The organism is Streptomyces sp. NPDC050145, from assembly GCF_044460245.1.
Taxonomy (GTDB): domain Bacteria; phylum Actinomycetota; class Actinomycetes; order Streptomycetales; family Streptomycetaceae; genus Streptomyces.
The window spans coordinates 69,038-87,333 of the sequence record NZ_JBITJS010000014.1 but is presented as its reverse complement, the minus strand read 5'-3'; the positions used below and the strand labels follow the sequence as shown (position 1 = coordinate 87,333).

The following is an 18,296-nucleotide window of genomic DNA, read 5'->3' as shown; positions in this document are numbered from 1 at the left end:
GCCACATGGACGACATGGATCGCCGATTGCTGTCGGCACTACGGGACTGTGGCAGGGACCGGCGCGTGGCGACTGCCGCGCGAGCGCTGTCCTGGGTCGGCGAGCATGGCGCGCTCTGGCTGGCGGCCGGTCTGGTCGGGGCGGCGGTGGATCGGGAGCGGCGTGGGGCTTGGCTGCGTGGCACCGCGCTGACCGGGGGCGCGCACCTGGCCAGCATGGGCGTGAAGCGAGTGGTGCGGAGACCGCGGCCAGGCGCGGAGGAAGGGGTGGAGCCGCTGGTCCGGACAGCGGGCCGGCATTCGTTCCCCAGCTCGCACGCCGCGTCGGCGGCAGCCGCAGCGGTTGCGTACGGGGAATTGCGGCCGGCCGGGGCGCGGCTTGTTCCGCCGGTGGCCGCGGCGATGTGTGTCTCACGGATGGTCGTGGGGGTCCACTACCCCTCCGATGTCGCGGCGGGTGCGGCGCTGGGGGCGCTGACGGTCCGGCTCGGAGCGCGCTGGATGAACGGGGGTGCGGCGAGGTGACGAAGCGCAGAGAGACGGGGGAGCGGGTGCATGGAGCAGGGCAGCAGTACGAGGGCGGGAAGCATCGGCATCGGCATCGGACATCCGGGCAGGCGGGCACGCCGAACGCGGAGGGGCGGCAGGGAGTTGAGCGGACTGAGGTGGATGGGAACGGGCGCAGGGGAGGTGGTGCCCCGCTGATCGGGGCGGCGCGGCGTTCCGGCTCGGCCACGGCGGTGCTCGAGCGGCCGCGGGCCGTGGGGTCGGAGGCCGAGGCGGCCGGACGGCGGGGGCTGGCCTCGGGGATCCTCAGGACGGCGCGACCGCGGCAATGGGTCAAGAACGTGCTCGTGGTGGCTGCGCCGGCAGCGGCCGGGGACCTGTTCTCGTGGCACTCCCTGACACAACTCGCCATCGTCTTCGGGCTGTTCACCGCGGCGGCATCGGCGGTGTACCTGATCAACGACGCGCGGGACGCCGAGGCCGACAGGGCGCACCCGGTGAAGCGCAATCGGCCCGTGGCCGCGGGGCAGGTTCCTGTGCCGGTCGCCTACGCGGTCGGGGGAGCGCTGGCGGTTCTCGCGCCGGCCGGGGCGGCCCTGCTCTGCAATCCGATGACCGCGGTGCTGCTCACGGCTTATGTCGCCATGCAGTTGGCGTACTGCGTCAGCCTCAAGCATGTACTGGTCGTCGACCTGGTAGTCGTGACGACCGGCTTCCTGATGAGAGCCATGATCGGCGGGCTCGCGCTCGGGATTCCGCTGTCGCGCTGGTTTCTGATCACCACGGGGTTCGGCGCACTGTTCATGGTCTCGGCGAAGCGGTACTCGGAAGCGGTCCAGATGGTGGGGAAGGCCGGGGCCACGCGGGCTCTGCTCACCGAGTACACCACCGGGTACCTGCGGTTCGTATGGCAGTTGGCGGCGGGGGTCGCGGTCCTTGCCTACTGCTTGTGGGCGATGGAGGAGGGGGGCGTGGCGAGCAGCAGCCTGTTGCCCTGGCGGCAGTTGTCGATGGCGGCGTTCATCCTCGCCGTCCTCAGATACGCCGTGTTCGCGGACCGGGGAACGGCCGGTGAGCCTGAGGACGTGGTGCTGAAGGACCGGGCGCTGGCGGTGATCGGGGTGGTGTGGCTGGCGATGTACGCGCTCGCGGTGGTGGATTGGTGACGGCGCCGACCGGCCCAGCCGGCAGCCGCCGGCGCCCCACCGTGGAGCCATGGGCGAGAGAGGCGAGAGGTGAGCGGTGAGAGTGGTGGGGAAGGCGATGGTGGGCGGTGATCGGCGGTCCGGCGGGCCTGGGCAGGGGACGGTCGCGCGGGTGCGGGCCGTGGGGCCTGAGTTGGTGGGGTTCGCGGCGGTGGGTCTCTGCGCCTATGCCGCCGATCTGGGGCTGTTCGTCTGGCTTCGTGGGCCGGTGGGAATGGGCCCGATCAGTGCCAAGGCGTTGTCGTTCGTGGCGGGTTGCTCGGTGGCCTACCTGGGGAATTCGCTGGGGACCTACCGGAGAAGAGCCGCGGGGGTGTCGCGGCTGCGGCAGTACGGGGTGTTCTTCGCGGTGAACGTGGCCGGGGCGTTGGTGCAGTTGCTGTGTATCGCGGTCTCGCACTACGGGCTCGGGTTCACATCGCCTCGGGCCGACACGATCTCAGGGGCCGGCGTGGGGATGGTGCTGGCCACGGTGCTGCGGTTCTGGGGGACCCGGACCCTGGTCTTCCGGTCCAGACCCGACGGGGTGGCCAGTGCCGTCGTGCCGAACGCGATGGAATCGGCTGAACGGGGCAGGCTGGGATCATGGACTGGCTGAAAAGACTCCCCGTCGTCGGCCCGGTGGTCGTCCGGCTCATGCGGACGCACGCCTGGCACGCCTATGAGCGGCTGGACGCCGTGCACTGGGCGAGACTCGCGGCGGCGATGACGTTCATCAGCTTCCTGGCGCTCTTCCCTCTGCTCACGGTGGCCGCTGCGATCGCGGCCGGCACGCTCGGGCCCGAGCGGCAGGACCAGTTGGAGGCGAAGATCGCCGATCAGGTCCCGGGGATCTCCGACCAGTTGGATCTGGGCGCGTTGATCGACAACGCGGCGACGGTCGGGCTGGTGGCCGGTGCGCTGCTTCTGTTCACCGGCGTGGGATGGGTCGGTTCGATAAGGGAATGCCTGCGGGCCGTGTGGGAGTTGCCGGACACCGACGCGAACCCGGTCCTGGTCAAGCTCAAGGACACCGGGGTGCTGATCGGGCTCGGGGCTGCGGGGCTCGCGTCGATGGCGGCATCGACCATCGCGTCCTCGGCGGTCGGCTGGACGGCGGATCAGCTCGGGATCAACGAGGCGGGGTGGGGCGGGGCGCTGTTGCAGGGGGCGGCGTTCGCGGTGGCGGTGCTGGCGGACTTCCTGGTGCTGCTCTACGTACTGACGCTGCTGCCCGGGGTGCAGCCGGAGCGGCGGGACCTGTTCACGGCGGCACTGATCGGGGCAGCGGGGTTCGAGCTGCTCAAGCTGCTTCTTGGCGGCTATATGCGGGGCGTTGCGGCGAAGAGCATGTACGGGGCGTTCGGTACGCCGGTCGCGTTGCTGCTGTGGATCAACTTCACGGCGAAGTTGATTCTGTTCTGCGCGGCATGGACGGCTACGAAGAGCGGGGCGGCGGCTGAGGAGGACGAAGCGTTGGAGGATGAGGATGCGGCGGAGGAGGGGGCGTAGGGGCGTTCGGGGAGGAGATGGTGGTGGCGGGCGTAGGGGCGTTCGGGGAGGAGGCAGTGGTGGCGGCGGGCGTAGAGCCCTTGACCGGGGAGCCTGCGGGGCGGGCCGGCCGTAGGCCCTTGATCGGTAGCCCTGCCGAGTAGCGCGGCTCAGCGGCCCGCGCCGAAGCCAGGGGCCGGGCCGAAGCCAGGGCCCAAGCTGGCGAGGCGGAGCGGGGGACGCCCTGTATACGGACCCGGCTGCGCCCTTCGGGCGGCGCCCGCATCAAGGTCGGGCGGCGGTGGTACCTCGGAGCCCCTGCACAGGGATCCGGCGGCACGGAGCGCCCCGGGCGACGCAGCCGCCGGGAGCCCCGGCGGGGCACCCGGCGCACCTCGGCCGGGCGCCTGGAACACGCCTGCAGGGCACCCGGTACCCGCCTGCAGGGCACCCGGCGCACCTCGGCTGGGCACCCGGTTCACGCCTGCAGGGCACCCGGTACCTCCCAGCGGGGCACCCAGTACACCCGGCAGAACACCCAAGCCGCGCCTCCCCAGCCCAACAGGGATACGCACCCCGCCACGCCGGTGGCCACGACATGCCATGCGCGCGCAACAGGGATGCGCACCCCGCCACGGCGCCCACCACATGCCATGCGTGGAACGGGAAAGTGTGACGGTGTCAGTTCTTGGGGTGGAGGGGCCACTTCTTGCGGACTGCGAAGACCGCTCCGGCCAGGACGACCAGGATGCCGCCGCAGATGGCGAGGGCGATGCCGATGCCGCTGGAGCCCTCCGTGTCGGCCACCGAGGCGTGGGCCTGGGGCTTGGCGGGGCCGGCCTTGCCGTGGTCGCCATCGGTGCCGGCGGCGCCGGGAGCCGTGGAGGCCGCGCTCTTGGGCGGGACGAGGCTGCCGACCGGGGTGACCTTGCCGGCGGCGGCGAAGCCCCAGTCGAGGAGGCGGGCGGTTTCCTTGTAGACGGCGAACTGTTCGCCGGAGTCGGGGGTCATGACGGTGACGAGGAGGACGCGGTTGTTGCGCTCGGCGACGCCGGTGAAGGTGGCGCCGGCGTTGGTGGTGTTGCCGTTCTTGACGCCGGCGATGCCCTTGTAGGGGGAGAGGCCCAGGTCGCCGGTGAGGAGGCGGTTGGTGTTCTGGATCGCGAAGCGCTCGGTGGTTTTCCCCTTCTTCTGCTTCTTGGGGAACTTGGCGGTGGCCGTGGAGGCGTACTCGCGGAAGTCGGCCTTCTGCAGGCCCGAGCGGGCGAAGAGGGTGAGGTCGTAGGCGGAGGAGGTCTGGCGGGGGGCATCGTAGCCGTCGGGGCTGACGACGTGGGTGTCGAGGGCCTGGAGTTCCTCGGCGTGGGCCTGCATGTCCTTGACGGTCTGGCTGACGCCCTGGTTCATGGCGGACAGGACGTGGACCGCGTCGTTGCCGGAGCGGAGGAAGACGCCGAGCCACAGGTCGTGGACGGTGTAGGTGTAGTTCTCCTTGATGCCGACCGAGCTGGAGCCGGCGCCGATGCCGGCCAGGTCGGACGGGACGACCTTGTGGGTCGTGCTCTTGGGGAACTTGGGCAGCACCGTGTCGGCGAAGAGCATCTTCAGGGTGCTCGCCGGGGGCAGCTTCCAGTGGGCGTTGTGCGAGGCGAGGACGTCACCGGATTCGGCGTCCGCGACGATCCACGACTTGGCCGTCAGGTCCTTCGGCAGGACGGGGGCGCCGCCGCCCAGGTCGACCTGGGTGCCCGGGCGGCCGAGACGGGTGCCGCCGATCTCCGACATCTTCGCCGGAGGCTTGGCCTGACCGGTGGAGCCCTTGCCCGACTTGTCGCCCGGCTTGTCCACCGCGGCGGCCGGGAGCGTCGCGGTCAGGGACAGGGCGGAGGCGGTGAGCAGGAGCGCGGAAGTCGTGAGCAGTGTGGAACGGAAACGACCGTTCGCGCGTGCGGACTTCTTCGAATACGACGCATTGGAGGCAGGCACGGTCGGAAACGTACATGTACCGGGTCGGTAAGTCTTCGCCGAGGTGTTCTGTGTCTTCGGAGTTGTGCCGGGTGCCGTGTCCCGTGTCGGGGCCGCTCCGCCCGCGGCCCCGCGCTGCTCCCCACCCCGGCGGCGGAGCGCGGCGGGGGCTGGCGATACTGAGGGTATGAAGCTCAGCCGCCCCGTCTCCTGGTTCCTGCTCGCCTTCGGGGTGTGGAGCTGGTTCATCTGGATCACTTTCGTCAAGAACCTGTGGAAGGACGGCAGCGGCCTCGCGTTCGACGACGCCGGGGATCCGACCGCCTACTTCTGGGTGCACCTGACGCTGGCCGTCGTCTCCTTTGTCTTGGGGACGGTGGTCGGGGTCATCGGGTTCCGCGGTGTGCGGGCCCTGCGCCGGACCGCGTAGGCGACCGGCGCCATGGTCGTCGCCTTTGTGCTGATCGCCCTCTTTGTCCTGGGCGCGCTGGCCGGGCTGCACTACTACGCCTGGCGGCGCCTCGTGCGGGACACGACGGCGGGGCCGGGGTGGGTGCGGCGCGGCGGGGCGGTGGTGTTCGCCGTCGGGCCCGTGCTGATGTTCGCGGCGCTGGTCGCGGAGCGGACGGGGGCGCCGTTCCTGTTGCAGCAGGTGCTGGCGTGGCCGGGGTTCCTCTGGATGGCGTTCGCGCTGTATCTGGTGCTGGCGTTGCTGGTGGGGGAGGTGCTGCGGCCCGTACTGCGGCGTCTGCTCGATCGCCGGGCCGGTGGGCGTGGCGAGTCGGCTGACGTGGCCGAGGTGGCTGAGGCGGCCGAGGTCATGGCCCAGCATGCGGCCGAGCCTGTGCCTGCCGGAAAGCCCGACATCCCCGCTCCCGACTCCGTCCCCACCCCGGGCTCAACCCCCGCTCCCACCCCCACCCCCACCCTCACCCCGAGCGTCGCCCCCACCCGCCGGCTGATCCTGGCCCGGGTCGTGGGTGGGGCGGCGGCTGTGGCCGCTGCCGGGGTCGTGGGGAACGGGGCGTACGGCGTGTTGCGCGGGCCGAAGGTGAAGCGGGTGACCGTGCCGCTGGCCAGACTGCCGCGCGCGGCGCACGGGTTCAGGATCGCGGTGGTCAGCGATGTGCACCTGGGGCCCGTGCTGGGCCGGGGGTTCGCGGAGCGGGTCGTCGAGATCGTGAACGGGACGCAGCCGGACCTGATCGCGGTCGTCGGGGACCTGGTCGACGGGAGCGTCGAGGACCTCGCGTCGACGGTGGAGCCGCTGTCCCGCTTCCGGTCGCGGCACGGGACGTACTTCGTGACCGGCAACCACGAGTACTTCTCCGGGGCCGAGCCCTGGGTCGAGCACGTCCGGGAGATCGGGATGCGGCCGCTGGCCAACGCCCGGGTGGAACTGGGGGCGTTCGACCTCGCCGGGGTCAACGACATCGCGGGCGAGAACCACGGTGACGGCCCCGACTACGCCAGGGCGCTCGGCGACCGGGACCGCTCCCGGGCCGCCGTGCTGCTCGCGCACCAGCCCGTGATGATCCACGAGGCGGTCAGGCACGGGGTCGACCTCCAGCTGTCGGGACACACGCACGGCGGGCAGCTGTGGCCCGGCAACTTCGTCGCGGACGCGGCCAACCCGACGCTGGCGGGCCTGGAGCGGTACGGGGACACGCAGTTGTACGTCAGTCGGGGCGCCGGCGCCTGGGGCCCGCCGGTGCGGGTCGGGGCACCGTCCGACGTCACGGTCGTCGAGCTGGCGTCGAAGCAGGCCTGAGAGCACCCACCGCACCCACCCAACACAGTCCGCACCGGCCGCCCCCACCGAGGAGCCGCAGCGGGGCGGTAGCCTGACGTGCTGCTTCACTGAATGCCCACACTATGGAGGCTGGAAGCCTCTGCCGTGGAGATCGGTCGGACCGCTCCGAAACAGGTGGGACCCCCGCACACCTCGGATACCTCGAAATTCCCTCTTCCCCCAGGTCAAACACTGTGATTCAGTGATAACCGTCACTGGGGAGGGACGTTTGATGCGCGCGGTTCGACTGCGAGTCATCGCGACGGTTGTGGTGATCGTCGCGGCGGGGCTCGGCGGCTGGCAGTTGCTGCCGGAGAAGAGCGACGGGGGAAAGACCGTCAGGGTGGGGACGACGGACGCGGTCACGTCGCTGGACCCCGCGGGCGCGTACGACGCGGGCTCGTGGGCGCTGTACAGCAATGTGTTCCAGTCGCTGCTGACCTTCGCGCCGGGCGGCACCACCCCGGTGCCGGACGCTGCCAAGGGGTGCCGTTTCGTCGGTAAATGGCTGCGCACGTACCGCTGCGAGCTGCAGCCGGACGTCAAGTTCCCGAGCGGCCGGGCGATGACCGCGAAGGACGTGAAGTACTCCTTCGACCGCGTGCGCAAGATCAACGATCCGGTCGGTCCGGCCTCGCTGCTCGACACGCTCGACAAGGTGGAGGCGAACGGGCTGACGGTCACGTTCCGGCTGTCGTCGCCGGACGCCACGTTCCCGTTCAAGGTCGCGACCGGCGCGGGCGCCATCGTCGACCGGGAGATCTACCCGGCGGACGCGCTGCGCCCCGGCGAGCGGGTCGACGGCACGGGCCCCTACGTCCTCAAGGCGTACAAGCCCGGCAGCCGGGCCACGCTCGTGCCGAACAAGCACTACCAGGGCCCCGCGAAGGTCCCCTCGCACGCCACCGAGCTGCGCTACTTCAAGGACTCCGACGCGCTGGAGTCCGCGTGGAAGAGCCACACGGTCGACGTGGCCGCGCGCCAGCTGCCGCCCGCGATGCTCGCCGGTCTGTCGACCAGTGACCCGAAGCAGCGGGTCACGGAGGTCGACGGCGCCGAGACGCGCAACCTGGTGCTGAACGTGCGCGCGGGCAAGCCCCTGCACGAGCGCCGCGTGCGGCAGGCGCTGGCCTCGCTCATCGACCGGGACAAGCTGGTCGACACGGCGTACAAGGGCACGGTGGACTCGCTGTACTCCGTGGTGCCGCGCGGGATCACCGGGCACACGACGGCGTTCTTCGACGCGTACCCGCAGCCCGACGTGGAGCGGGCCCGTCGGCTGCTCGCCGAGGCCGGAGTGACGACCCCGGTCCGCTTCGAGTTCGCGTACTCGCGCGGCGCGGCGTCGAAGGCGGAGGCCGAGGAGATCGCGCGGCAGGTTGGGGGGACCGATCTGTTCGAGGTGACGCCGAAGTACTACGACTGGGCCGAGTTCCAGAAGCGGTACACGGCGGGCAAGCTCGACGCGTACGGGGTCGGCTGGCTGCCGGACTTCCCGGACCCGGACACGTTCACGGCGCAGCTCGTGCGGACCGGCTCGGGCATGCACAACGGGTACAGCAGCAAGAGGGTGGACGCGCTGATCCTGGCGAGCCAGGAGTACGAGGACCGCGGGCGCACACTCAGGGATCTGCGCACGCTTCAGGAGGACGTCGCGGACGACGTGCCGCTGATCCCGCTGTGGCAGAGCAAGGAGTACGTGCTCAGCACGGAGGACGTGACCGGCGGGCAGTACCTGTCCGACGGGACGGGCGTGTTCCGCCTCTGGGAGCTCGACTGGATCTGACGGCCGGAGCCCTGGCCGGCGGCGGCCGTCAGGCCTTCCTGCGCCGCCGTCCCGAGGGCCGGGCCCGGCGGCGCAGCGCCAGCAGCCCGCCGCCGGCCAGGGCCGCGAGCGCCGCGGACCCGCCCAGCGCCAGTGCCTCCTTGCGCTCACCGGACGGCGTCGGCCCGGCCGGCGAGGAGGCCGTGCGCGTCGAATCGGCCGGAGCCCCCTGCTCGCCGCCGGACTTCGTCGCCCCGTCCGGCCCGCCTGCGGGCGCGCCGAGCGCGCCGACCGGCGTCACCCGGTCCACCGCGCCGAAGCCCCAGTCGAGCAGCGCCGCGGTCTCCTCGTACACGGCTTCGTAGCCGGACTTCGGGCGCAGGACGGTGACGAGGAGGGTGCGGCCCCCGCGGGTGGCGGCGCCGGTGAAGGTGTTGCCGGCGTGCGAGGTGTAGCCGTTCTTGACGCCGATCAGCCCCTCGTACGGGGTCACACCCTGGCCGGTGAGCAGCCGGTCGGTGTTCTGCATCTGGAAGGTCTTGCCGCCGCCCGCGGGGAAGTCGGCGGTCTTCGTGGCGCAGTACGCGCGGAAGTCGTCGTTCTTGAGTCCGGCGTGGGCGAAGAGCGTGAGGTCGTACGCCGACGACACCTGCCCCGGGTGGTCGAAGCCGTCGGGGCTGACCACATGGGTGTCCTTCGCGCCGAGCTCCTCGGCCCGCCGCTGCATCTCCCGCACGGTCTTCGCGACGCCGCCGTTCATCGAGGCGAGCACGTGCACGGCGTCGTTCCCGGAGCGCAGGAAGACGCCCTGCCACAACTGCCGGACCGTGTACGTGGTCCCGGCCTGGATGCCGACGAGGCTGGAGCCCGCCGGGATCCCGGCCAGGTCGGCGGCGGTCACCCGGTGCTTCTCGTCGGCGCCGAACCGCGGCAGCACCGTGTCCGCGAAGAGCATCTTCAGCGTCGACGCGGGCGGCAGCGCGCGGTGCGCACCGGAGGCGGCGAGGACCTTGCCGCTGTCGTGGTCGGCGACCAGCCAGGCCCGCGCGTTGAGTCTCGGCAGCCTTGGAACCCCCGAGGCACCCGAGGCACCCGAGGCCCCTGAGGCACCCGAGGCCCCCGGCGCGGCGGACGCGCGCGGCGCGGGCAGAGCGAGAGCGGTGGCCGCGCCGAACCCGATGCCGAGGGCGGCGCGGCGGCTGAACTGCGGAGACGAGGTGGTGCCGGGCATCTGGCGAACGTACAGGTGAAAGACCAGGTAAAGGACAGCGGGTGACCCGACCCGGGCCCGATCCCGTCCCGACCGACCCCGCCCGCGCCCAGCCCTCCCCAGGCTCAGCCCTCCCCAGCCCCAGCCCCCGCCCCGTCGGCCCCCGCCCCACCCCGCGTCATCCCCGGCAGGAAGTCGATGAACAGCTCGTGCACCTCGAGGACGAGCGGCCGCAGCACCCGGAACCGGGCGAGCGCCACGCCCCGCGTGGTCAGCCGGGCCCCCCGCTCCGCCAGCCGCCGGCTGCGCTCGCGCCCCTCCGAGCTGTCGAACACCCAGTACAGGACCAGGCCCATCTGGGAGAGCCACATCAACTCGGGCAGGATCTGCGCCAGTTCCGCCGGGACCTTCGCCTTGGACCCGGCGAGCACCTCCCGGTGCACGGAGATCGCGGCCTCCCGGGCATGCTCCGACTCGGCCGAGAACGGGCTGAGCGGCGAGTCCGGGTCGGCCGCGTTCTTGAAGAACTGGGCGGCGAACTCGTGGTACGGCTCGGCGATCTCCAGCCAGACCCGGAGCACGCCCGCGAGCCGCTTCTCCAGATCGGTCTCCGCGTCGAGCACGGGCCGGACCGCCGCCTGGTGCTCGGCGGCGATCCGGTCGTAGAACCCCTGGATCAGATGTTCCTTGCCCGCGAAGTAGTAGTACGCGTTGCCGACCGAGACCCCGGCCTCCTGGGCGATGGCCCGCATGGTGGTCTTGTCGTAGCCCCGCTCCCGGAACAGCCGCATCGCGGTCTCCAGGATCAGCGCCCGCGTCTGCTCGCTCTTGGCGGGCTTGTCGGCGCTTCTGCGCCGGACGGCCCCGGGTTCTTCAGTAGCCACGGTCACCGAGCCTAATCGGCCGCGTCACCCGTGCGGCAACCGCTGTCGCAGGAGGGCGGCTCGAACGTCCAGCCGTGCCGGGGGTCGTACGTCCATCCGTCCTCGCGCCGGTACACCCCGCCCCCGGCCTGCCGCGTCCGGTGCGCCTCCCGGTACTTCGCCGCGGCGAGCACCACCTGCTTGGCGACCTTCATGCCCGCGGGCGTGGTCATCCGGTGCGCCGTCGCGCGGTGCTCGCGCAGCGCCCACATGCACACGACCCAGGCGGCCGAGCCCTGGTAGACCTGCCCGCCGTCGCCGATCACGGTGATGTCGCCGAGCGTGGCCGCGTGGTCGATCCCCGGGTAGCGGGCCCGTGCCTCGTCCGAGCCCGCCGCGACGAACTCCAGCGGGACGAGCTGCCGCTGCCGCCCGAGCCAGCCCCGGGCGAACGTGCACAGCGGGCAGTCCGCGTCGTACAGGACCGTGAGCCGGCGGACCGGGACGTCCCCCCGGGCGTCCCGGGCCGCCGGACGGACGGCCGCCTCGGTCGAGGTCACGCTCCGGCCACCGGAGCGGTCCACGCCTGGGGCGGCACCGGCGGCTGCTGCTCGCGCTCCATGACGCCGCGCCGCCGGATCCTGTTGAGGACGTAGACGTTGCCCAGGTGCATGGCGCCGAGGACGAGGAGCACCACGCCGAGCTTGGTCGACAGGGCCTCGAAGACCCCGCGGGCGTCGGCGATGGTCTCGTCGCCGCTCAGGTAGAGCGCGACGAATCCGAGGTTCACGAGGTAGAAGCCGACCACCAGCAGGTGGTTGACCGCCTCGGCGAGCTTCTCGTTCCCGTGCAGCACGTCGGCCAGGAAGATCCGGCCGTTGCGGCTGAGCGTGCGCGCCACCCAGATGGTCAGCCCGATGCTGATGACGAGGTAGACGACGTACGCGACGACTGTGAGGTCCATGCCCCACCCTCCTTGAACGCGTTCAAAAACGCTGACGTGCCAGACAGTAGACCTGTTTTTGAACACGTTCAAGCGGAGGGCGGCGTGCGTGACGCGGCTCTCAGCACCCGCTCAACGGGCAGTAATCAGAGGGCAGTAAGCGGAATGCTCAACTCCGGGCGAGCTCCGGCCGCTTGGCGTAGTCGGTGAACCCGATGACGTTCCCCCACGGGTCCGCGATCTCGACCACGTACCCGGTGGAGGTGGACAGCGGCGGCGCGAGCGGCTCGATGCCCGCCTCGCTCAGGGCCCGCGCCGTCGCCCGCGCGTCCCGCACCTCCAGCCACAGCCGTGCGGCGGGCCACGGCACCGGCCGGGGCCCGAACCCCTCCTCGGTGCGCAGCAGCAGCCCCGGGGTCTCCCCGCCGGCCCCCAGGAGCGCGATCCCGGCCTCGTCGAGGCGGAACGTCACGGGGAACCCGGCACGCTCGTAGAAGGCGACGGCCTCGGGCAGGTCGCCCACCGGCAGGAGGGCGTTGTCGAACCCGAGAACGCCCAGGGCGGTCTTGCTGGAGGTGAGTGACATTCCGTCAGATTAGCGGGCGGATCCCCACGGACCGATCCGCGGCGCTCCGGTGACCGCGGTCATCAGGCAGTACAGGGAGGTCGACGCGGCGAGGAACATGATGTTGTTCTTCGGGCCGCCGAACACCACGTTCGCCACCGGCTCCGGCGTCAGCAGCCGCCCCAGCAGCGTCCCGTCGGGGTCGTAGCAGTGCACGCCGCCGCCCATGGCCGCCGCCCACAGCCGGCCACCGTCGTCGAAGCGGATGTTGTCGAAGCGCCCGAGCCCCTCCTTCGTCTCGGCGAACACCTTGCCGTCCGAGAGTGTCCCGTCGTCCCGTACGTCGAAGACGCGCAGGACGCCGGAGCGGGTGTCGGAGACGTACAACTGGCCCTCGTCGGCGGAGAAGACGAGCCCGTTCGGCGCCCCGAAGCAGTCGGCCACCAGCCGGACCTCGCCGCTGATGGGGTCGATCCGGTAGACGTTGTTCGCCCCGATCTCCGACTCGCCGCGGTGGCCCTCGTAGTCGCTCGTGATCCCGAAGTCCGGGTCGGAGAACCAGATCGAGCCGTCCGAGCGCACCACCGCGTCGTTCGGGCTGTTGAGCCGCTTGCCCTCCCAGCGGTCCGCGAGCACGGTCAGGCTGCCGTCGTGCTCGGTGCGCGTCACGCGCCGGTTGCCCTGCTCGCAGTGGATCAGCCGGCCCTCACGGTCGAGGGTGTTGCAGTTGACGTAACCGGCGGGGGAGCGGAAGACGCTCACGTGGCCGCTCTGTTCGTCCCAGCGCAGCAGCCGGTCGTTGGGGATGTCGCTCCACACCAGCTGGCGCCAGGCGGGCAGATAGACGGGCCCCTCGGCCCAACGGCTGCCGGTGTGCAGGACCTGAAGAAAGTCGTCCCCGTTGGCGCACCGTCCGGTGCGGAAGCGCTCGTCCAGGATTTCGTACGACACGGGAATGCGATCTATGGACACGATCATCCTCTACGGGTGCGGTACCGAATGTCATCCTGTCGTACGGGACTATGCCAGAACGGGGTACGGTGACGCCATGGAGATCGTGGATGACATCGACCGCAAGCTGATCGCGGCGCTCCAGCGCGACGCGACGACCGCGTACGCGGCGCTCGGCAAGGAGGTCGGCCTGTCCACCGGCGCCGCCCACGAGCGCGTCCGCAAGCTGCGCGAGCGCGGTGTCGTGCGCCGCACCACGGTCGACGTGGACCCGGCGGCCCTCGGGCAGGGGGTGCTCGCCTACGTGATGGTCGAGTCCTCGGCCTGGATGGGGGATTCGGCGGACTCCTTCGCCGCGATCCCCGAGATCGTGGAGGCGCACGTCATCGCGGGCAGCGCCTCGGTCCTCGTCAAGGTCCGCTCCGCGACGACCGAGCAGCTCCAGGACGTGCTGCGCCGGCTCTACGCGATCGACGGGGTGAGCGGCACCCAGGCGACGGTGGTCCTGGAGACCTTCTTCGAACGGCCGGTGCCGGCCGGCGTCACCGGGCCGGGGAACGGCTGAGGGCCCCGCCCCACCGGAGAAGTCCGGCGGAACGGGGCCCTCACAGCCCTGCGGGAACCAGGATCAGTAGCGGCGCGTGATGAGCGCGCGCTTCACTTCCTGGATCGCCTTGGTGACCTCGATGCCACGCGGGCAGGCGTCCGTGCAGTTGAAGGTGGTGCGGCAGCGCCACACACCGTCACGGTCGTTGAGGATCTCCAGACGCTGCTCGCCGGCCTCGTCGCGCGAGTCGAAGATGAACCGGTGGGCGTTCACGATCGCGGCCGGACCGAAGTACTGGCCGTCGTTCCAGAACACCGGGCAGGACGACGTGCACGCGGCGCACAGGATGCACTTGGTGGTGTCGTCGAAGCGCTCGCGGTCCTCGGCGGACTGCAGACGCTCACGCGTCGGCTCGTTCCCCTTCGTCACCAGGAACGGCATGACGTCCCGGTAGGCCTGGAAGAACGGGTCCATGTCGACCACGAGGTCCTTGAGCACGGTGAGGCCCTTGATGGCCTCGACCGTGATCGGCTTCTCGGGGTTGATGTCCTTGATGAGCGTCTTGCAGGCAAGGCGGTTCTTGCCGTTGATGCGCATCGCGTCGGAACCGCAGATGCCGTGCGCGCACGAGCGGCGGAAGGTCAGCGTGCCGTCCAGGTCCCACTTGATCTTGTGGAGACCGTCGAGCACACGCTCCTTCGGGTCGATCTCGAGCTGGAAGTCCTCCCAGACCGCGTCCGCGGAGACCTCCGGGTTGAACCGGCGGATGCGGAAGGTGACCGTGATGAGGTGCGAGGACGTGGAGTCCTTCTCCAGGGCCTCCAGCTTGTCCATGGTCGGAGTAGCCATCAGTACTTACGCTCCATCGGCTGGTAGCGGGTCTGGACGACCGGCTTGTAGTCGAGACGGATGGACTCGGTGCCGTCGTCGCCGACCTCGCGGTACGCCATGGTGTGGCGCATGAAGTTGACGTCGTCGCGGTTCGGGAAGTCCTCGCGGTAGTGACCGCCGCGGGACTCCTTGCGCGCCAGGGCGGAGGTCGCCATGACCTCGGCCAGGTCGAGCAGGTTGCCCAGCTCGATGGCCTCCAGGAGGTCGGTGTTGAACCGCTTGCCCTTGTCCTGGATCGAGACGTTCCGGTACCGCTCGCGCAGCTCGGCGATCTTCTCGACCGCGGTCTTGATCGTCTGCTCGGTGCGGAACACCATCACGTTGGCGTCCATGCACTCCTGCAGCTCGTTGCGCAGGACCGCGACGCGCTCCGTGCCCGTGGAGTTGCGCAGACGCTCGACCGTCTCCTCGACGAGCGAGGCCGGGTTCTCCGGCAGCTCGACGAACTCGGCCTTGTGGGAGTACTCGGCGGCCGCGATGCCCGCACGACGCCCGAAGACGTTGATGTCGAGCAGCGAGTTGGTGCCGAGACGGTTGGCGCCGTGCACGGAGACACAGGCGACCTCACCGGCGGCGTACAGGCCGGGGACGACGGTGGTGTTGTCCGAGAGGACCTCACCCTCGACGTTCGTCGGGATGCCGCCCATGGCGTAGTGCGCGGTCGGCTGGATCGGGATCGGGTCCGTGTAGGGCTCGATGCCGAGGTACGTCCGCGCGAACTCCGTGATGTCCGGGAGCTTGGCGTCGAGCTGCTCCGGCGGGAGGTGCGTGAGGTCGAGGTAGACGTGGTCGCCCTCGGGACCGCAGCCGCGGCCCTCACGGATCTCCGTGTAGATGGAGCGGGACACGACGTCACGGGACGCGAGGTCCTTCATGACCGGCGCGTACTTCTCCATGAAGCGCTCGCCGTCCTTGTTGCGGAGGATGCCGCCCTCACCGCGGGCGCCCTCCGTCAGCAGGATGCCCATGCGCCAGATGCCGGTCGGGTGGAACTGGAAGAACTCCATGTCCTCCAGCGGCAGACCACGGCGGTAGCACGCGGCCTGGCCGTCACCGGTCAGGGTGTGCGCGTTCGACGTCACCTTGAAGAACTTGCCGGTGCCGCCGGAGGCGTAGATGACCGACTTCGCCTGGAAGACGTGGATCTCGCCGGTGGCCAGCTCGTAGGCGACCACACCGGCGGACTTCTTGACGCCGTCCTCCTCGACCAGGAGCTGGTCGAGGACGTAGAACTCGTTGAAGAACTCCACGCCCTCCTTGACGCAGTTCTGGTAGAGCGTCTGGAGGATCATGTGGCCCGTGCGGTCCGCGGCGTAGCAGGACCGGCGGACCGGCGCCTCGCCGTGGTTACGGGAGTGACCGCCGAAGCGGCGCTGGTCGATCGTGCCGTCCGGCGTGCGGTTGAACGGCAGGCCCATCTTCTCCAGGTCGAGGACCGAGTCGATGGCCTCCTTCGCCAGGATCTCGGCGGCGTCCTGGTCGACCAGGTAGTCGCCGCCCTTGATCGTGTCGAAGGTGTGCCACTCCCAGTTGTCCTCTTCCACGTTCGCCAGCGCGGCGGCCATGCCGCCCTGCGCGGCGCCCGTGTGGGAGCGGGTGGGGTAGAGCTTGGTCAGCACGGCGGTGCGGCTGCGCTTGGTCGACTCGATGGCCGCGCGCATGCCCGCGCCACCGGCGCCGACGATGACGGTGTCGTACTTGTGAATCTTCACGGGTTCGCTCGCCTCGGCTTTAACGGATGTTCGGGTCGAAGGTGAAGATCACCAGCGTGCCCAGCAGGACGGTGAAGACCGTCGCGGCGTACAGCAGGCCCTTCAGCCACAGACGGGTCTGGGGGCGCTCGGCGTAGTCGTTGATGACGGTACGCAGGCCGTTGGCGCCGTGCAGCATCGCGAGCCACAGCATGAGCAGGTCCCAGCCCTGCCAGAACGGGGACGCCCAGCGGCCCGCGACGAACGCGAAGCCGATCTTGGAGACGCCGCCGTCGAGGACGAGCTGGATCAGCAGGTGGCCGAGGACGAGGACGACCAGGACGACACCGGACAGGCGCATGAAGAGCCACGCGGCCATCTCGAAGTTGCCACGGCTGCCCTTGCCCGTCTTCGAGGTGCGCTTGCGCGGCGCCTCGATGTACGGGGCCGGGTTGTCGGCGTCGTAGAGCGAGGCGCCCTCGACGGGGCCGACGCCGGAGGTGGCGGGGGTCGTGTCAGCAGACATGTCTGGCCTCAGCTCCCGAAGAGTTCACGGACGGCGTGGCCGAGGACGGGGTACAGGGCCCCGACCATCAGGACGACCCAGATGCCCACGACGGACCAGAGCATCTGCTTCTGGTAGCGCGGGCCCTTCGACCAGAAGTCGACGGCGATGACACGCAGGCCGTTGAGCGCGTGGAAGAGGATGGCAGCGACGAGGCCGTACTCGAGGAGCGCGACGATCGGCGTCTTGTAGGTGGAGACAACATCGTCGTACGACTCGGGAGAGACGCGGACGAGAGCGGTGTCCAGCACATGTACGAACAGGAAGAAGAAAATGAGGACACCGGTGACTCGATGAGCCACCCAGGACCACATGCCTTCCCGGCCGCGGTACAGCGTTCCAGCCGGCACGGAAGAACCCTCCGGGAGTGGGGACTGGGGCCGGCCGCCACGCGTAAGCCGATTGGATACAGCTCTGTCGGTCGGGCCCGGCCGGGTACGGTCCACCGGCCGCTCGACATCGTATCGACGACGTGGCGGCTCGTTCGCGCGGGGGCCCACTCGTGTGATCAAACAGGCAATCAAACAGGCACGTACGGGCTATTGCCGGACCGTTCCGGGCGGATCGCGCCCGGTGCGGCTGTACGGGTGACCGGGAGGTTCCGGACGAGTCGGGTGATTCTTCCCCGGGCGAGTCGGCGGAGCTCCTCGGCGGCGAGCGACCGCTCCTCGTCCGGCTCCCGGCCCATGCGGTCGCGCAGCGCGCTGAGCAGGTGGTCCAGGGCCTCGCCGGGGGCGGTGGCGTCGAGGAACAGCACGAAGGGGTGCCCGAAGCGCGCCTCGTACGCGGCGTGCGCGGCGGCCAGGGCGGTGTGCGCCGCGGAATAGCCCGCCGGGTCCGGGGGCCGGGCCGGTTCCTCGCGGGCCAGCGCCTGGGTGATGTCGGCGGGGGTCAGGTCGTACGCCGCCTCGTCGGCCGCGGCGAGCAGCGCGTCGAGGTCCGGGTACGGGCGGTGCGCGGCGAGCCGGTGCGCCCAGGCGAGGCTGCCGCAGCAGCGCATCAGGGCGGCTTCGGCGTGGCTCTGCGGGAGGGCGTTGAACGGGGTGAGGCCGCTGTGGCCCCCGCGAGGTGTGGCCTGAGCGGGTATGGGCAGGCGGCCCGGATCGGCGTCATGGGCGGCGGACAGCGGGTGCCTCCGGCGGCTGTGCGGGACTGAGTTCGGGCTGTTTTGGGTCGTAACCGTAGTCATGGGTGATTGCGGGTGTCCGACGGATGCGCGAATTTCACTCGGACGGGGAGGTTTGGGAGGCGGTCGGTGGATCGGGGGAGGGCCGTCGCGCGCCTTCTCGTCGTAGGAGAGATGATCGTTCGCGGGTGCGGGTTGTCTGTGGTCGCCATGCGGTCCTCGCGCCCCTCTAGGGAGTGGT

20 protein-coding genes are annotated in these 18,296 nt (G+C 70.7%); 8 read left to right on the top strand and 12 right to left on the bottom strand.

The annotated features are described in order from the left end of the window. The first annotated feature begins 5 nt into the window (after positions 1 to 5). From ACIBTU_RS27070 to ACIBTU_RS27055, 4 genes are all read left to right on the top strand, one after another. Positions 6 to 524, top strand: a complete 519-nt coding sequence (locus tag ACIBTU_RS27070; protein ID WP_399129065.1) for a phosphatase PAP2 family protein — start codon at positions 6 to 8, stop codon at positions 522 to 524. 215 nt (positions 525 to 739) lie between these two features. Continuing rightward, positions 740 to 1,672: a decaprenyl-phosphate phosphoribosyltransferase gene (locus ACIBTU_RS27065; protein ID WP_399129064.1), complete on the top strand. Its 933-nt coding sequence runs from the start codon at positions 740 to 742 to the stop codon at positions 1,670 to 1,672. Positions 1,673 to 1,769: 97 nt separating this feature from the next. Continuing rightward, the gene (locus ACIBTU_RS27060) at positions 1,770 to 2,309 is read left to right on the top strand and encodes a GtrA family protein (protein ID WP_399129193.1); all 540 of its coding nucleotides are present in this window, start codon (positions 1,770 to 1,772) and stop codon (positions 2,307 to 2,309) included. After that, positions 2,297 to 3,202, top strand: a complete 906-nt coding sequence (locus tag ACIBTU_RS27055; protein ID WP_399129063.1) for a YihY/virulence factor BrkB family protein — start codon at positions 2,297 to 2,299, stop codon at positions 3,200 to 3,202. The genes ACIBTU_RS27060 and ACIBTU_RS27055 overlap by 13 nt, the downstream gene beginning before the upstream one ends. Before the next feature lie 660 nt (positions 3,203 to 3,862). Here the strand turns inward: ACIBTU_RS27055 and ACIBTU_RS27050 are convergent. Then, on the bottom strand, positions 3,863 to 5,395 hold the full coding sequence (locus tag ACIBTU_RS27050; RefSeq protein ID WP_399129062.1) for a D-alanyl-D-alanine carboxypeptidase: 1,533 nt from the start codon (positions 5,393 to 5,395) through the stop codon (positions 3,863 to 3,865). On the opposite strand from ACIBTU_RS27050, the gene ACIBTU_RS27045 reads away from it, so the two are divergent. From ACIBTU_RS27045 to ACIBTU_RS27035, 3 genes are all read left to right on the top strand, one after another. Further along, positions 5,334 to 5,576, top strand: coding sequence for an SCO4848 family membrane protein (locus tag ACIBTU_RS27045; RefSeq protein WP_399129061.1), 243 nt, complete (start codon positions 5,334 to 5,336; stop codon positions 5,574 to 5,576). The genes ACIBTU_RS27050 and ACIBTU_RS27045 overlap by 62 nt on opposite strands. A gap of 12 nt (positions 5,577 to 5,588) precedes the next feature. Then, positions 5,589 to 6,917 carry a metallophosphoesterase gene (locus ACIBTU_RS27040; protein WP_399129060.1) on the top strand — a complete coding sequence of 443 codons (1,329 nt, stop codon included), beginning with the start codon at positions 5,589 to 5,591 and terminating at the stop codon, positions 6,915 to 6,917. 253 nt (positions 6,918 to 7,170) lie between these two features. Further along, positions 7,171 to 8,724, top strand: a complete 1,554-nt coding sequence (locus ACIBTU_RS27035) for an ABC transporter substrate-binding protein (protein WP_399129059.1) — start codon at positions 7,171 to 7,173, stop codon at positions 8,722 to 8,724. A 28-nt stretch (positions 8,725 to 8,752) separates the two neighbouring features. On the opposite strand, the gene ACIBTU_RS27030 is transcribed toward ACIBTU_RS27035, so the two are convergent. The 6 genes from ACIBTU_RS27030 to ACIBTU_RS27005 all read right to left on the bottom strand — a co-directional run bounded on the left by ACIBTU_RS27030 (position 8,753) and on the right by ACIBTU_RS27005 (position 13,262). Then, positions 8,753 to 9,934: a D-alanyl-D-alanine carboxypeptidase family protein gene (locus tag ACIBTU_RS27030; protein WP_399129058.1), complete on the bottom strand. Its 1,182-nt coding sequence runs from the start codon at positions 9,932 to 9,934 to the stop codon at positions 8,753 to 8,755. 104 nt (positions 9,935 to 10,038) lie between these two features. Then, on the bottom strand, positions 10,039 to 10,704 hold the full coding sequence (locus ACIBTU_RS27025) for a TetR family transcriptional regulator (RefSeq protein ID WP_399129192.1): 666 nt from the start codon (positions 10,702 to 10,704) through the stop codon (positions 10,039 to 10,041). A 104-nt stretch (positions 10,705 to 10,808) separates the two neighbouring features. Continuing rightward, positions 10,809 to 11,336 carry a thiol-disulfide oxidoreductase DCC family protein gene (locus tag ACIBTU_RS27020; protein ID WP_399129057.1) on the bottom strand — a complete coding sequence of 176 codons (528 nt, stop codon included), beginning with the start codon at positions 11,334 to 11,336 and terminating at the stop codon, positions 10,809 to 10,811. Further along, positions 11,333 to 11,740, bottom strand: coding sequence for a hypothetical protein (locus tag ACIBTU_RS27015; protein WP_399129056.1), 408 nt, complete (start codon positions 11,738 to 11,740; stop codon positions 11,333 to 11,335). Before ACIBTU_RS27015 ends, ACIBTU_RS27020 begins: the two co-directional genes overlap by 4 nt. Positions 11,741 to 11,888: 148 nt before the next feature. Beyond that, positions 11,889 to 12,305, bottom strand: a complete 417-nt coding sequence (locus tag ACIBTU_RS27010) for a VOC family protein (RefSeq protein ID WP_399129055.1) — start codon at positions 12,303 to 12,305, stop codon at positions 11,889 to 11,891. A 9-nt stretch (positions 12,306 to 12,314) separates the two neighbouring features. Beyond that, complete coding sequence (locus ACIBTU_RS27005) at positions 12,315 to 13,262, bottom strand: SMP-30/gluconolactonase/LRE family protein (protein ID WP_399129054.1); 948 nt, start codon at positions 13,260 to 13,262, stop codon at positions 12,315 to 12,317. Positions 13,263 to 13,341: 79 nt separating this feature from the next. On the opposite strand from ACIBTU_RS27005, the gene ACIBTU_RS27000 reads away from it, so the two are divergent. Further along, positions 13,342 to 13,800, top strand: coding sequence for an Lrp/AsnC family transcriptional regulator (locus ACIBTU_RS27000; RefSeq protein ID WP_399129191.1), 459 nt, complete (start codon positions 13,342 to 13,344; stop codon positions 13,798 to 13,800). 63 nt (positions 13,801 to 13,863) lie between these two features. Here ACIBTU_RS27000 and ACIBTU_RS26995 read toward each other — a convergent pair whose 3' ends face one another. From ACIBTU_RS26995 to ACIBTU_RS26975, 5 genes are all read right to left on the bottom strand, one after another. After that, positions 13,864 to 14,631, bottom strand: a complete 768-nt coding sequence (locus ACIBTU_RS26995; RefSeq protein ID WP_399129053.1) for a succinate dehydrogenase iron-sulfur subunit — start codon at positions 14,629 to 14,631, stop codon at positions 13,864 to 13,866. Next, on the bottom strand, positions 14,631 to 16,385 hold the full coding sequence (sdhA, locus tag ACIBTU_RS26990) for a succinate dehydrogenase flavoprotein subunit (RefSeq protein WP_399129052.1): 1,755 nt from the start codon (positions 16,383 to 16,385) through the stop codon (positions 14,631 to 14,633). The genes ACIBTU_RS26995 and sdhA overlap by 1 nt, the downstream gene beginning before the upstream one ends. A 19-nt stretch (positions 16,386 to 16,404) precedes the next feature. Further along, positions 16,405 to 16,890 carry a succinate dehydrogenase hydrophobic membrane anchor subunit gene (locus ACIBTU_RS26985; protein ID WP_188337253.1) on the bottom strand — a complete coding sequence of 162 codons (486 nt, stop codon included), beginning with the start codon at positions 16,888 to 16,890 and terminating at the stop codon, positions 16,405 to 16,407. An 8-nt stretch (positions 16,891 to 16,898) separates the two neighbouring features. Next, positions 16,899 to 17,279: a succinate dehydrogenase, cytochrome b556 subunit gene (sdhC, locus tag ACIBTU_RS26980; protein WP_078506261.1), complete on the bottom strand. Its 381-nt coding sequence runs from the start codon at positions 17,277 to 17,279 to the stop codon at positions 16,899 to 16,901. A 170-nt stretch (positions 17,280 to 17,449) separates the two neighbouring features. Beyond that, a complete protein-coding gene (locus ACIBTU_RS26975; protein ID WP_399129051.1) occupies positions 17,450 to 18,118 on the bottom strand; it encodes a 2-oxo-4-hydroxy-4-carboxy-5-ureidoimidazoline decarboxylase in 669 nt (222 codons plus the stop codon). Between the last annotated feature and the right edge of the window lie 178 nt (positions 18,119 to 18,296).